Below are 12,924 nucleotides of genomic sequence, written 5' to 3' on the forward strand. Positions count from 1 at the left end.
ACGGTGCCGAGCCCTGGCGAACAGGTTAGCCGCGAGTCGTCGCACCGTCCGGTTTGGCCAACCGCCCTCGAGTTCGCTAAGCTTGCCGGGTTGCCTCGCACGGGCGGCTCGTTCCCCGTGTTCGCAAGGCGAAACAACAGACAGAAGATCTATCCACTAGACACAAGGAGTTCGCGACATGGCTGCCGTCTGCGACGTATGCGCCAAGGGCCCCGGCTTCGGGAAGTCGGTCTCGCACTCGCACCGGCGTACCAACCGTCGCTGGAACCCGAACATCCAGAGCGTGCGCGCTCAGGTTGCACCGGGCAACACCCGCAAGATGAACGTGTGCACCTCCTGCCTCAAGGCCGGCAAGGTCGTCCGCGGCTGATTCCCGGTCGAGTCGTAGCGAAGGCCCCCTNCCTTCGCCGTTGGATCCTGCGGCCGGATATCGTGCGGGAATGACCGAGAACCAAGTTTCCTTCCCCGACAGCGACTCTCTCCGTTCACTGGTGAGCGTGGAGGACCGCGTCCTGCGGATCGCCGTGGCGACCTCCGAGCACGGCACCTCCCTGTCCCCCGCAGGGATGGAGCAGGGCATCGCAGCCCTGCGTGCGGCAGGCCCGGAGATCGGCGCCGTGCTGCTCGTCGGTGAGGGTGCGAACTTCTGCGCGGGCGGCAACGTCCACGGATTCGCCGCGGCCGAGGACCGTGGCGCCCACCTGCTCGAGATCGCGAACCTCTTCCACGACTTCGTGCGCGAACTGGAGAAGGCGGCCGTGCCGGTCGTCGCCGCCGTGCACGGCTGGGCCGCCGGCGCCGGCATGAGCCTGGCGCTGCTCGCCGACATCGCGCTCGCCGGCCCCGGCACGAAGATGCGCGCCGCGTACCCGTCGATCGGCTTCTCCCCCGACGGCGGCATGTCGTGGACCCTGCCGCGGATCGTCGGCCCGTCGCGGGCACGGGAGATCATCATGACCGACGCCGTGATCGGCGCCGACGAAGCCGTGCGCCTGGGTCTGCTCAGCCGGCTCGTCGCCGACGGCGAGATCCAGAGCGAGGGGTTGCGACTCGCACGGACCCTCGCGCACGGCCCCACGCAGTCCTACGCCGCCATCCGCTCGCTCGTGGCGGGCTCGGCCGGACGATCGCTGTCCGACCACCTCGATGCCGAAGCCGCCTCGATCTCCGCGGCCGCGACGACGCCCACGGGTATCGAGGGTGTCGACGCCTTCGTCGCCAAGCGGCGCCCGGACTGGGATTCGGCCCGCGCCTGACATCCGGGCGGCGGATCGGTGGTCAGGGCAGTCGCCAGTCCACCGGTTCGCCGCCCTGCTCGACGAGCAGGGCGTTCGCGCGGCTGAACGGACGCGACCCGAAGAATCCGCGTGAGGCCGACAGCGGGGACGGGTGCGCCGACTTCACGGTGGGCACACCACCGAGCATGGGTTCGAGGGTCGCCGCGTCGCGGCCCCACAGGATCGCGACGAGCGGGGTACCGCGCGCGACCAGCGCGCGGATCGCCTGCTCGGTGACGGCCTCCCAGCCCTTGCCGCGATGCGAGGCCGGCTGGCCCGGCGCGACGGTGAGGACCCGGTTGAGCAACAGGACACCGTGCTCGGTCCACGGCGACAGGTCGCCCGTGGAGGGCTGCGGCAGACCGAGATCGTCGGTGTACTCGCGGTAGATGTTGGCGAGACTGCGCGGGATCGGCCGGACGGCCGGAGCCACCGAGAAGCTCAGTCCCACAGCGTGACCCGGAGTGGGATAGGGATCCTGCCCGACGATCAGAACGCGGACGGACTCGAACGGCTGTGTGAAGGCACGCAGCACGTTCGGACCGGACGGCAGGTAACTGCGGCCCGCGGCGAGTTCGGCGCGGAGGAACTGCCCCATCGCGGTGATGTCACCTGCGACGGGTTCGAGTGCTCGCGCCCAGCCCGGGTCGACGAGTTCGGACAGGGGCCGACCGGCACGGGGCTCGTCCGCTCCCCCGGCCGCGGACTGTGTGTCGACGGTGTCGGCCACCTGTCACTCCTGGTCGATGCGGCGGAGGGCGGTCCGGTAGTAGGCGGCGTTCGCCGCATACATCTCGGCGTTGGCGTCGAAGTTGTTCTCGGGGACCTCGTAGCCCTCGCGGACCTTCGCGGGGATGCCCATCGCCATGCGGCGGGGCGGAAGTTCGAAGCGCGGTGGGATCAGGGCGCCGGCGGCGACCTGCGCTCCGGCGCCGATGACCGATCCGTTGAGGACGAGCGAACCCGAGCCGATCAGCGCGCCGTCACCGATCGTGGAGCCCTCGATGTGCGCGTTGTGCCCGACGACGCACCGCGCGCCGATGACGGTGGCCTCGATCGCGGTGCAGTGGATGATCGTGCCGTCCTGGATGTTGGTCTTCTCCCCCACGGTGATCGTGCCGTAGTCCCCGCGCAGCACCGCCGAGGGCCACACGGAGGCACCGGCACCGAGGGTGACGTTGCCGATCACGACCGCGTCGGGGTGAACCCACGCGTCGGGATGGATATCGGGGACACGCTCGCCGAGTGCGTAGACAGCCATGACTGCAGAACCTATCTCGAGCGAACCCCACCCGGAGAGGTCGCCCTAGTGACCAGCGCCCGCCGCAAAGCTCTCCCAGCCTCCGGATCCGTCGCGGCGCTGTCCGTCGACCGTGACGCCGGAGCCTTCCAGGACCACGCCGATCGGCCGCCATCCGTCCGGCAGGGCGACCTCGCGAGGGAAGCACGCTGCGAGGGCATGGTCCTCGCCGCCGGTGAGGATCCAGTCCCACGGGTCGGCCGCCAGTACCCGACCGGCCTCGCGGAGTTGCGTGTCGGGAGCGAGCGCACCGGAGTCGAGGTCGATCGCGACCTCCGAAGCCGTGCAGATGTGCCCGAGATCGGCGACGAGACCGTCGGAGATGTCGGTGCATGCGTGGGCGCCTGCTGCGGCCGCTGCAGGACCTGCGGCGTAGGGCGGAGTGGGCACACGATGCGCCGCGACGAGTTCGGGGAAGTCCCGGTTGCCGGCCAGCAGCAGGGCCAGACCCGCCGCGGAGCGACCGGTGCGACCGGCGAGGGCGACGACGTCGCCGGGGCGGGCGGTGGAGCGGAGCAGCGGTGGCCGTCCGTCGAGTTCGCCGAGCACGGTGACCGAGACGATCACCTGACCCGCTTGCACGAGATCGCCTCCCACGACTCCGGCGCCGATCTCCTCCGCAGCCTCCCCGATTCCCGCCGAGATGCCGTCGAGCACGGCGACGGGAGTCTCGGGCGGACAACCGAGGCCGACGACGAAGGCCGTGGGGCGTGCGCCGACCGCGGCGACATCGGCTCCGTTCTGGGCGACCGACTTGCGTCCGACCTCCTCCGGGCTCGACCAGTCGAACCGGAAGTGACGTCCTTCGACGAGCATGTCGGTCGAGATCGCGATGCGCCCGTCGGATGCTGTCACGACCGCTGCGTCGTGGCCCGGCCCGACGAGTGTGCTGTCAGGTTGCCGCCGTGCTCTCACCGCGCGCTCGATCACGGGGAATTCGCCGATGTCGGCGACGGTGGGTCCGGTCGGGTTCGTCACGGTGACGGTCGCCTCTTTCTCGGTCGGCGGTGGGAGAGAGCCGGCACGTGCCCTGCTACGTTCGATCACGCTACCGCCCCCTGTCCCCGAGCCCGGATGCTGGACACGATGAACGACACCTCTGCTTCCGATCGCGAACCTTCCGACGACGCCCCCGCCGAGGCACCCGGATCGGACGGGACGCGACGCAGTCCCGCGCTGATCGCCACGGCGATCGCACTGCCCGTCGCTCTGCTGGTCGGCGTGGTGGTGGCGGCCGTGATCGTGTCGCAGTCACCGGTGAACACGCCTGTCGGCCTCGGTCCCGTGCCCGCTCCGGAAGCAGAATCCGAATCCTGCTCGCAGTTGCTCGACGCGCTGCCGGAGGAGCTCGGTGACTACACGCGCGCCGAACTGGCCGATCCGGCACCGGTGGGTGCGGCGGCCTGGCAGTCGGACGACGGCGAGGAGGTCGTCCTGCGCTGTGGTCTCGACCGGCCCGACCAGTTCGACCAGGCGGCGGCGCTGCAGGTGATCGACGACGTGCAGTGGTTCGAGGTGTCGGGAGCCGAGCAGGGTATCCCGGCGAGCACATGGTTCGCCGTCGACCGGCCGGTCTACGTGGCGCTGACCGTGCCCGACGGATCCGGGCCGACCCCGCTGCAGGACATCACGGCGACGATCTCGGCCACGCTCCCGCAGCAGGAGATCGATCCGGCGCCGATCCGCTGAGCGGGATCGACCCCGCCGTCTCCACTACGACCCACGAACGAAGGTCGGCCCCGGCACCGTGGTGTGGTGCCGGGGCCGACCGTGTTCGTCGCCGCGTCGATCAGGACGCGTGCATGGTCCCCGTGCGCTGGTAGCGCTCGTGGAAGGAGAACGCCTCACCGAGCAGGTGCGGGGTGTGACCTGCTCCGGGGGCGGCTTCTGCGCGCTCGATGTAGTCGAGCAGTTCGGCGCGGTAGTCGGGATGCGCGCAGCGCTCCACGACGACCCGCGACCGACGGCGGGGAGACAGTGCGCGCAGATCGGCGAGACCCTGTTCGGTCACGATGACCTGCACGTCGTGCTCGGTGTGATCGACGTGCGGCACCATCGGGACGATCGACGAGATCGCGCCGTCGCGGGCCGTCGACGGGCTCAGGAACATCGACAGGTAGCCGTTGCGCGCGAAGTCGCCGGAGCCACCGATGCCGTTCATGATGCGGGTGCCCATCACGTGGGTGGAGTTGACGTTGCCGTACACGTCGGCCTCGAGCATGCCGTTCATGGCGATGATGCCGAGTCGCCGCACGATCTCGGGGTGGTTGCTGATCTCCTGCGGCCGCAACATGATGTGGTCGCGGTAGAAGTCGATGTTCTCGACGAAGTCGTTCAGCCCCGCTTCGGACAGTGCGAGGGCAGTCGCCGAGGCGAACCGGACGGTGCCGTGCTTGACGAGGTCGAGCATGCCGTCCTGGATGACCTCCGAGTAGCAGGTCAGCCCCCGGTACGGTCCGCTGTCGAGACCGGCGAGCACGGCATTGGCGACGTTGCCGACACCCGACTGCAGCGGGAGCAGCGTATCGGCGGGCAGCCGTCCCGCGGCGACCTCGTGCGCGAAGAAGTCGAGGACGTGGTCGGCGATCGCCCGGCTGGTGGCGTCCGGCGCCGTGAGCGCCGTGGCGCTGTCGGGACGGTCGGTCTCGACGACCGCGACGACGCGTTCCGGATCGATCCGGAAGTAGGGCTGGCCGATGCGGTCCTCGACGTCGGTGAGGTCGATCGGACGACGGTTCGGGGGAAGCGCGGTGCCGTAGTAGACGTCGTGCACGCCGTCCATTGCGGCGGGGATCCACGTGTTGACCTCGAGGATCACCTTCTCGGCAACGTCGAGCCAGGTCTTGTTGTTGCCGATGGACGTGGCGGGGATCAGCTCGCCCGTCTCGGTGATGCCGGAGATCTCGACGACGGCGACGTCGACGTGTCCGTAGTAGCCCTCCCAGACCTGCTGGGCGACGTGCGACAGGTGGATGTCGACGTAGTCCATGCGGCCTTCGTTGATCCGCCCTCGGGCGGTGGGCTCTGCCTGGTACGGCATACGCAGCGCGATTCCGTCGACATCGGCGAGCATGCGCTCGGTGTCGGAGGCCACCGACGCTCCGGTGAGCAGGTTGATCCGGAAGTCGCCGCCGGTCGCCCGCGTGCGCCGGATGTGTTCGGCGAGGGCCGGGGTCACGGCCTTCGGGGTACCTGCGCTGGCGAAGCCGCTGATGGCGACCGTGTCGCCGGGACGGATCCACTGGACGGCGTCCTGCGCCGACACGATCTTCTTGCGGTAGGTCTCATGACGTACCCGAGCCTCGGCCGGGGTCACGACGACCGACTCCACAGACGGTGCTGCGGGGGATGAAAGGGCTGCGTACATGACGACGACCATAGCGGCGCGGGTGATCCGCTCGTCACACTCGGGCCGGACCGGCGATCGCCGTCACCAATTTGGACACAGAGTGTCACGAGTCGCACTCCAAGATCGATGTAATCGGAAGTTGTTGTTTCGCAAGATTTTACATGATGATTTCCGCTACGCGGACTGACACTGGGTGCCACCAACTTTCGCGAGAGCCGCTCCGCCGCCATCTCTACGGTATCCCCGTTCGCCGCCGCATCAGTACCGTTCGCCGCCCCCGGAGAACCGTTCACCGCCGCCGTGACGGAACGCCGTCGGGCACGATTGCAGCATGACGAACTCCACCGACCTGTTGCGCGACGATGCCGAGCACCTTCTCCGCGAGCTGGCAGGCCCCGATGCCCGGCTCCGAGACGACCAATGGGTCGCGATCGAGGCGCTCGTGGTGCACCGTCGCCGCGCCCTCGTCGTCCAGCGCACGGGCTGGGGGAAGTCGGCCGTCTACTTCATCTCCGCCAAGCTGCTGCGCCGGCAGGGCCGGGGCCCCACGGTGATCGTCTCGCCGCTGCTCGCCCTGATGCGCAACCAGGTCGCGGCCGCCGAGCGGGCCGGCGTCCACGCCGCGACCATCAACTCCGGCAACGTGACGGAATGGGCGGCGATCCACGAGCGGATCGCGGCGGGCGAGGTCGACGTCCTCCTCGTCAGCCCCGAACGCCTCAACAACCCCGACTTCCGCGACCAGGTGCTGCCCTCCCTCGCCCGCGACGCCGGACTGGTGGTCGTCGACGAGGCGCACTGCGTGTCGGACTGGGGTCACGACTTCCGGCCCGACTACCGCCGCATCCGCACCCTCGTCGCCGAACTCGGCGACGACATCCCGGTCCTGGCGACGACCGCGACCGCCAACGACCGGGTGGTCGCCGACATCGCCGCCCAACTCGGTGTCGGCGGGGGCAGCGACCGCGGTGGAAGCAGCAATGCCGGCTCCGACGGCACGCTCGTGCTGCGCGGCGGACTCGACCGTCCGTCGCTGCACCTGTCGGTGGTGCGGATCGACGAACCGGCACGACGCGCGGCGTGGCTCGCGCAGCATCTGGAGGATCTGCCGGGCTCGGGCATCGTGTACGCACTGACGGTCTCCGCCGCCCGCGACCTCGCTGCGCTGCTCACCGACCACGGCTATGCAGTGGCGGCATACACCGGTCAGACCGAACCGACCGAGCGTGAACAGCTCGAGGCGGATCTCCTCGCCAACAAGGTCAAGGCGCTCGTCGCGACCTCGGCGCTCGGCATGGGCTTCGACAAGCCCGACCTCGGCTTCGTGGTGCACCTCGGCGCTCCCTCGTCCCCGATCTCCTACTACCAGCAGGTCGGGCGTGCGGGTCGCTCCACCGAGCGCGCCGAGGTGGTTCTGCTCCCCGGCCCGGAGGACCGCCGGATCTGGCAGTGGTTCGCCTCGGTCGCCTTCCCGGACGAGGCGCTCGTACGACGCGTGATCGCGGCGCTCGATACCGAACGGCCGGTATCGACCCCAGCGCTCGAACCGCGGGTCGACCTCACGCGCTCCCGCCTGGAGATGGTCCTCAAGGTCCTCGACGTCGACGGAGCGGTGAAGAGGGTCAAGGGCGGCTGGATCGCCACCGGGCAGCCCTGGACATACGACGAGGAGCGCTACGGGCGGCTCGAGGAGGCGCGCGCCGCGGAACAGGAGGCGATGCTCGAATACGAGCGCACCACCGAATGCCGCATGGTCTTCCTCCGCCGTCAACTCGACGACCCCGATCTCGAGACCCGGAGCCCCGGCTCCGATCACACCGCCGGAGGCCCCGGCTGCGGACGGTGCGACAACTGCATCGGCTCCCGATGGGAGACGTCCGTCGGCGACGACGAGGTCGCCCGGACCCGCGCCCGCCTCGAACGCCCCGGCGTCGATCTGCAGCCACGCCGGCAGTGGCCCACCGGGATGTCCACCCTCGGGATCCCGCTGTCGGGCCGGATCACGGACGGTCCGCGCCCCGGGCGCGTGCTGGGCCGGCTGTCGGATCTGGGATGGGGGCCGCGACTGCGCGAACTGCTCGACGGACCGGACCGCGAAGTGCCGAAGGGGGTGGTCGACGCGTCGATCGCGGTGCTCGCCGCGTGGGACTGGGAGGAGCGGCCCACCGCCGTCATGGCCATGGACTCCCCCACACATCCCCTGCTCGTCGAGTCACTCGCGTCCCGATTGGCACAAATCGGACGATTACGAGATCTAGGTGTATTGCGACGCCGAAGCGGGAATACGGAGCCGACGGCAGCGAACTCGGCATATCGGGTCACCGCACTGGTCGACGCGTGGGAGCGACCCGACAACCTCGGGTCGAGTGGTCCGATCCTTCTCGTCGATGCGGTGACCGACACCGGCTGGACGTTCACCATGGCGGCGAGAACTCTCGTCGCCGCGGGAGCCGACGCGGTGTTGCCGTACGCACTCGCGAGCCCGAAGTAATCGCCACGAGGAGGACCGACGTAACATGTTTGTGACCGGCATCACAACATGCGCTCGACCTGCACGGACCACAGGGTTCCGATCCCGATTCCGGACACGGGCGTGATCTCGACACCGGAAGTTGTTAGGTTGAAAGGACATATGAGGCCCGTCAAGGAAAGAAGTACCCCGACCCCCGACTCGGCTGAATCGAATACCGCGACCACCTCTTCGGACGTGGCCGCAACCGAGTCCGGTAGTGAGCCGGCTGCAATCGAATTCCGGCGTCCGCGTATCGCCGACGGTAGACGACTCTGGCAGATTGCGCGTGATTCGCAGGTTCTCGACGTCAATTCCGGTTACGCATATGTGCTGTGGTGTCGCGATTTCGCCGACACATCGGTCGTCGCAACGGACGACACCGATCGCCCCGTGGGATTCGTGACCGGCTACCGCCGCCCCGACTCCCCGAACACCTTGTTCGTCTGGCAGGTGGCAGTCGACGCAGACCAGCGTGGACGTGGAGTGGCCGGTCGTATGCTCGACGCTCTGCTCGACCGACTCGAGCCGCTCGGCGTGACCCGTCTGGAAACGACGGTGAGTCCCGACAACGAAGCGTCGATCGCAATGTTCACCGCTCTCGCGCGTCGCCGCGGAACGCATATCACTCGCACCGAGTTGTTCGCGCCCGACGATTTCCCCGATTCACATCTGGCCGAGGATCTCTACACCATCGGCGAATGATCGCAGCGCATGTGCGCGCGACATCTTCATAATTCTCGAATAATCACAGGAGGACCACGACATGACCATCCTGGAAAACAAGCCCGAGACCACCAGTAAGCCCGATACTGCGATTTTCTCGCACCTCGAATCCGAGGTCCGGAGTTACAGCCGCGGCTGGCCCGCCGTTTTCGACAAGGCATCGGGATCCTGGCTGCGCAGCGAGGACGGCAAGGACTACCTCGACTTCTTCGCCGGCGCCGGAGCCCTGAACTACGGCCACAACAATCCGGTTCTCAAGTCGGCCCTGGTCGACTACATCATGAGCGACGGCATCACCCACGGCCTCGACATGTACACCGTCGCCAAGCGCAAGCTGCTCGAGACCTTCGAGTCGCACGTGCTCGCGCCGCGCGGCCTGGACTACAAGGTCCAGTTCCCCGGCCCGACCGGCACGAACGCCGTCGAGGCGGCTTTGAAGCTCGCCCGTAAGGTGACCGGTCGCGAGTCGATCATCAACTTCACCAACGCTTTCCACGGCATGACCCTGGGTGCGCTGTCGGTGACCGGCAACTCGATGAAGCGCGCCGGCGCGGGTGTCCCCCTCGTCCACGCCACGCCGATGCCGTTCGACAACTACTTCAACGGCGTCACCGAGGACTTCCAGTGGTTCTCGCGCGTCCTCGACGACGCGGGCAGCGGCCTGAACCGTCCGGCCGCGGTCATCGTCGAGACCGTGCAGGGTGAAGGCGGCGTGAATGTTGCTCGCCCCGAGTGGCTTCGCGCTCTGGCCGACCTGTGCAAGGAACGCGACATCCTGCTGATCGTCGACGACGTGCAGATGGGCTGCGGCCGCACCGGCCCGTTCTTCTCGTTCGAGATCGCCGGCATCACGCCCGACATCGTGACCCTGTCGAAGTCGATCGGCGGATACGGAATGCCGCTGGCGCTCACCCTGTTCAAGCGTGAGCTCGACGTGTGGGGCCCGGGCGAGCACAACGGCACCTTCCGCGGCAACAACCCGGCTTTCGTGACGGCGGCTGCCGCCCTCGAGCACTACTGGGCCGACGACAAGCTCGAGCGCGACACCCTGCGCAAGGGCGAGCGCATCCGCCAGACCTTCATGAACCTGTCGGACATGTTCGACGGCGTCTCGACCCGCGGCCGCGGCCTGGTCCAGGGCCTGGTCTTCGACAAGCCGGAGGACGCCGACAAGGTCTGCGCCCTGGCCTTCGAAGAGGGTCTGCTCGCCGAGACCTCCGGTCCGTCGGACGAGGTCGTCAAGCTGCTGCCGCCGCTGACCATCACCGACGACGAACTCGAGTTCGGGCTGAACATCCTGGCGGAAGCGACCGCCAAGGTCCGTTCCTGAGCGGTCCCCCGCTCCGCCCGTTCCGAACCCACTTGCAGAAGAAGGACTTTCGACACCCATGATCGTTCGTACGACAGAAGAGATCACCGGCACCGAGCGCGACGTCGTCTCGGAGGACGGCCAGTGGCGCAGCAAGCGCATCGTCCTCGCCGGCGACAAGGTGGGCTTCTCGTTCCACGAGACCACCATCGAGCCCGGCACCGTCAACGAGTTCCACTACGCCAACCACGTCGAGGCCGTGTGGCTCGTCGAGGGCACCGGCAAGCTCCAGGACCTCGACAACGACGTGGAGTACGACCTCGCTCCGGGCACGATGTACCTGCTCAACGGACACGAGCGTCACCGTGTGCTCCCCGAAACGCGCATGCGCATGCTGTGCGTCTTCAATCCCCCGGTCACCGGCCGTGAGGTGCACGACGAGAACGGTGTGTACCCGTTGATCGTCGAACCCGCCTGAGTGCGGTAACCACGTGACCGATGCGGGGCGGACGCTTAGAGTCGAGACCATGACTCCCGAGCGTGCGCCCCGCATCGCTGTCGGCCCCGAGCGCGACCCCCGTTTCGAACGGGCGGTCACGGGCGGGGGCGGCGTGCCCTGCGGACTCGAGGACACCCCCGACGCGCTCGTCTGGACGGCCGGGCCGCAGGACTTCCCCGAGGTCCTCCCCGCCTCCGTCCGCTGGGTGCAGCTACCGTCCGCCGGTGTCGAGTACTGGCTGTCGCAGGGCGTCGTCAAGGCTCACCCTCGCGTCACCTGGACGTCGGCGGCCGCGGCCTACTCCACGACCGTCGCCGAGCACGCGCTCCTGCTCCTGCTCGCCGGGGTCCGGGCCCTGCCGGCCCATCTGGCGGCCACCTCGTGGACACCCGAGAGTCTCGCGCCGGTCGTCGGCACCCTCCGCGGCGCGACGGTCGGGATCATCGGCGCCGGGGGTGTCGGCCGGGCGCTGATCCCGATGCTGGCCGCGCTGGGGGCGCGCGCGCTCGCCGTCACCCGCAGCGGTCGTCCCGTGCCGGGAGCCATCGAGACGTTCCCCGTCGAACGTATCGACGAGATATGGCCTCTGGCAGATCATTTCGTCATCTCCGCGACGGCCACTCTCGACGTCGAGCAGCTCGTCGGCGCAACCGAGCTCGCAGCGATGAAGTCCACGGCGTGGGTCGTCAACGTCGCCCGGGGCGATCTCGTCGACACCGACGCCCTCGTCGCCGCTCTCCGATCCGGCGCGATCGGGGGTGCGGGGCTCGACGTCACCGATCCCGAACCGCTCCCCGACGATCATCCGTTGTGGACGCTCCCCAACGCCGTGATCACTCCCCACGACGCCAATCCACCCCCGCTGCGCATCCCGGCCTATCTCGAGCACGTGACCGAGAACGTCACACGGTTCGCGTCCGGCCTCGTGCCGATCGGGGTCGTCGATCCCAGCGCCGGCTACTAGGCCACGTCTACCGGGCCACAGGGCTCACTCCGACGCCTTCTCCTGCTTCTCGTCGCGTTCCGCCCATTCCAGGAGCGGATCGAGGGAGAAGACCGCGTCGTCGATACCCGCGTGCAGGTCGCCGAGTTCCTCGAACCGCTTCGGCACGGTCCGGATCGTGAAGTCCCGTGGTTCGAGGTCGTCGATCTCGTCCCACCGCACCGGAGCGGAGACCGTCGCCTCCGGCACACCGCGGACCGAATAGGCACTGGCGATCGTGTGGTCGCGCGAGTTCTGGTTGTAGTCGACGAAGACCGCCGACGGGTCGCGTTCCTTGCGCCACCATGCCGTCGTCACGTCGCCGGGCGCGCGTCGTTCCACCTCCCGCGCGAAAGCCCATGCGGCCCTTCGGACGTCGTCGAACTCCCATTCCGGCGCGATCCGGACGTAGACGTGCAGGCCGTCGCCGCCCGAGGTCTTCGGCCAGCCCACGGCACCGAGTTCGTCGAGCACCGCGTGCGCCACCGACGCCACGCGCCGCACCCGGTCGAAATCGCACTCGGGCATCGGATCGAGGTCGATCCGCCATTCGTCGGGCCGCTCCACGTCGCTGCGCCGCGAGTTCCACGGATGGAACTCCACGGTGGACATCTGCACGGCCCACACGACGTCGGCGAGACGGGTCACGCACAGTTCGTCGGCGTCGCGGTCGTAGCGCGGGAAGTGCACCCGCACGGTCTCGACCCAGTCCGGAGCCCCGCGCGGCAGCCGCTTCTGGTGCACCTTCTGCCCTTCGAGACCGTCGGGGAACCGGTGCAGCATGCAAGGCCGCTCACGGAGTGCCCGGACGATCCCCTCCCCCACGCTCAGGTAGTAGTTCGCGAGATCGAGCTTGGTCGCCCCGATCTCGGGGAAGTACATGCGGTCGGGGTGCGTGATGCGCACCGTGCGACCGTCGACGTCGAGTTCGACTGCATCGGCGTCCTTGCTCATCCGCGTCTCCCGTCCCTCC

At 68.7% G+C, this 12,924-nt stretch carries 13 protein-coding genes; 8 read left to right on the forward strand and 5 right to left on the reverse strand.

Translation table 11 applies throughout. The annotated features are described in order from the left end of the window. Window positions 1-178 precede the first annotated feature (178 nt). Both rpmB and ACLBYD_RS07915 read left to right on the forward strand, forming a co-directional pair. Entirely contained in the window at window positions 179-370 is a 192-nt protein-coding gene (gene rpmB / locus ACLBYD_RS07910) for a 50S ribosomal protein L28 (RefSeq protein WP_006551201.1), read from the forward strand. Between the two features lie 70 nt (window positions 371-440). After that, a complete protein-coding gene (locus ACLBYD_RS07915; RefSeq protein ID WP_060651087.1) occupies window positions 441-1,256 on the forward strand; it encodes an enoyl-CoA hydratase/isomerase family protein in 816 nt (271 codons plus the stop codon). Between the two features lie 22 nt (window positions 1,257-1,278). On the opposite strand, the gene ACLBYD_RS07920 is transcribed toward ACLBYD_RS07915, so the two are convergent. Genes ACLBYD_RS07920 through ACLBYD_RS07930 form a run of 3 tightly spaced genes read right to left on the reverse strand, consistent with a single transcriptional unit; the run spans window position 1,279 to window position 3,555 of the window. Then, a complete protein-coding gene (locus tag ACLBYD_RS07920; RefSeq protein ID WP_447815986.1) occupies window positions 1,279-2,007 on the reverse strand; it encodes a uracil-DNA glycosylase in 729 nt (242 codons plus the stop codon). A gap of 3 nt (window positions 2,008-2,010) precedes the next feature. Continuing rightward, window positions 2,011-2,538, reverse strand: a complete 528-nt coding sequence (locus ACLBYD_RS07925; RefSeq protein WP_016932499.1) for a gamma carbonic anhydrase family protein — start codon at window positions 2,536-2,538, stop codon at window positions 2,011-2,013. A 45-nt stretch (window positions 2,539-2,583) separates the two neighbouring features. Continuing rightward, the gene (locus ACLBYD_RS07930; protein WP_447816065.1) at window positions 2,584-3,555 is read right to left on the reverse strand and encodes a thiamine-phosphate kinase; all 972 of its coding nucleotides are present in this window, start codon (window positions 3,553-3,555) and stop codon (window positions 2,584-2,586) included. Between the two features lie 96 nt (window positions 3,556-3,651). Between ACLBYD_RS07930 and ACLBYD_RS07935 the strand changes: the two genes are divergently transcribed. Next, complete coding sequence (locus tag ACLBYD_RS07935) at window positions 3,652-4,266, forward strand: DUF3515 domain-containing protein (protein ID WP_447815987.1); 615 nt, start codon at window positions 3,652-3,654, stop codon at window positions 4,264-4,266. Window positions 4,267-4,366: 100 nt separating this feature from the next. Here ACLBYD_RS07935 and ACLBYD_RS07940 read toward each other — a convergent pair whose 3' ends face one another. Next, window positions 4,367-5,908, reverse strand: coding sequence for an acetyl-CoA hydrolase/transferase family protein (locus tag ACLBYD_RS07940; protein WP_120284166.1), 1,542 nt, complete (start codon window positions 5,906-5,908; stop codon window positions 4,367-4,369). Window positions 5,909-6,257: 349 nt separating this feature from the next. Between ACLBYD_RS07940 and ACLBYD_RS07945 the strand changes: the two genes are divergently transcribed. The 5 genes from ACLBYD_RS07945 (at window position 6,258) to ACLBYD_RS07965 (ending at window position 11,933) form a co-directional block, all read left to right on the forward strand. Continuing rightward, window positions 6,258-8,417, forward strand: a complete 2,160-nt coding sequence (locus ACLBYD_RS07945; protein ID WP_447815988.1) for a RecQ family ATP-dependent DNA helicase — start codon at window positions 6,258-6,260, stop codon at window positions 8,415-8,417. A gap of 216 nt (window positions 8,418-8,633) precedes the next feature. Further along, window positions 8,634-9,140, forward strand: coding sequence for a diaminobutyrate acetyltransferase (gene ectA, locus ACLBYD_RS07950; protein ID WP_006551193.1), 507 nt, complete (start codon window positions 8,634-8,636; stop codon window positions 9,138-9,140). A gap of 61 nt (window positions 9,141-9,201) precedes the next feature. Continuing rightward, complete coding sequence (ectB, locus tag ACLBYD_RS07955) at window positions 9,202-10,491, forward strand: diaminobutyrate--2-oxoglutarate transaminase (RefSeq protein WP_447815989.1); 1,290 nt, start codon at window positions 9,202-9,204, stop codon at window positions 10,489-10,491. A gap of 58 nt (window positions 10,492-10,549) precedes the next feature. Then, window positions 10,550-10,948 carry an ectoine synthase gene (locus ACLBYD_RS07960; protein WP_006551191.1) on the forward strand — a complete coding sequence of 133 codons (399 nt, stop codon included), beginning with the start codon at window positions 10,550-10,552 and terminating at the stop codon, window positions 10,946-10,948. A gap of 49 nt (window positions 10,949-10,997) precedes the next feature. After that, the gene (locus ACLBYD_RS07965; protein WP_060651095.1) at window positions 10,998-11,933 is read left to right on the forward strand and encodes a D-isomer specific 2-hydroxyacid dehydrogenase family protein; all 936 of its coding nucleotides are present in this window, start codon (window positions 10,998-11,000) and stop codon (window positions 11,931-11,933) included. Window positions 11,934-11,957: 24 nt separating this feature from the next. Here ACLBYD_RS07965 and ligD read toward each other — a convergent pair whose 3' ends face one another. Further along, the gene (gene ligD / locus ACLBYD_RS07970; RefSeq protein WP_447815990.1) at window positions 11,958-12,905 is read right to left on the reverse strand and encodes a non-homologous end-joining DNA ligase; all 948 of its coding nucleotides are present in this window, start codon (window positions 12,903-12,905) and stop codon (window positions 11,958-11,960) included. Window positions 12,906-12,924 lie beyond the last annotated feature (19 nt).

The organism is Rhodococcus sp. C26F, from assembly GCF_053345925.1.